The organism is Streptococcus sp. 1449 (genome assembly GCF_013276805.1).
GTDB lineage: Bacteria > Bacillota > Bacilli > Lactobacillales > Streptococcaceae > Streptococcus > Streptococcus pseudopneumoniae.
Map to the genome: position 1 here is coordinate 1 of NZ_VMLS01000078.1, position 954 is coordinate 954.

The window sequence follows — 954 nt, forward strand, 5'->3', positions numbered from 1 at the left end:
CTAAGGTAGAAATTCCAGGTGAAAATGGAACAACAATCACAGTCACAATTGGCGACAATGGTTCAGGTGAAGTGCCAAATGACAAGCTTCCGAAAGGTGCTGTGCCAGGAAAAGGAAGAGTCACAGAACCGAATAAGAAACCATCACAACCAGTGGATGTAACAACACCAGCTCGTAAGACACCAACAGTAGAGTTGTCACAAGATCCTACTACAGGTGACGTTACAGTAACACCTAAGAAACCAGATGGCTCAACTTATCCAGAAGGAACAATGGTAGAACTTCCAGGTAAGGATGGTCGTCCAATTAAAGTGACGATTGGAGCAGATGGTTCAGCTAAGGTTCCAAATGATCAATTACCAGATACTACGGTTGTAGGTAAGGCTAAGATTACAGAACCAGGTAAAGCAGCTGTAGAAGTTCCTAATGTAACAACACCAGCTAAGGTAACAGTCTCTACGGAACAGCCAAGTAAATCACATAATGTATTGCCAAATACAGGAACAGAATCAAATGCGACTCTTGCTTCTCTAGGACTTCTTGGTATGCTAAGTGGACTCGGATTTGCGTTTAGAAAGAAAAAAGAAGACTAAAATAAAAGTTTAGTCAAGCTGATATACATTCTTCTGTATTTTAAAAATGAGCCCTATTAATTCTGCTGATTATTTTAGGAATCGAGTACAAGGGATGTTTAGATAAAAAGCGAACAATTTTAGAATTGTTCGCTTTTTAAATGGCTCTTTGTCAGCTGTAGTGTAACCGCCCAATAACGAAGTATATTGAAAAATCTCCAGACTAGAGAGTAACCGCCCAATAACGAAGTATATTGAAAAATCTCCAGACTAGAGAACTCACGGATAGTTCCTAATCTGGAGATTTCTTATTTGCACTTTTCTTGTACAACTTTATTCCATGGTAAATAAGCCTCTAAAACCTCTTTGTTTACGAGAGTTT

Annotated in this window: 1 protein-coding gene; it reads left to right on the forward strand. The window is 38.9% G+C overall.

What is annotated here, in order from left to right; genetic code table 11:
• A partial coding sequence (locus tag HT687_RS10645) for an LPXTG cell wall anchor domain-containing protein (protein ID WP_240152486.1) occupies positions 1 to 593 on the forward strand: 593 nt, incomplete at its 5' end.
• Positions 594 to 954 lie beyond the last annotated feature (361 nt).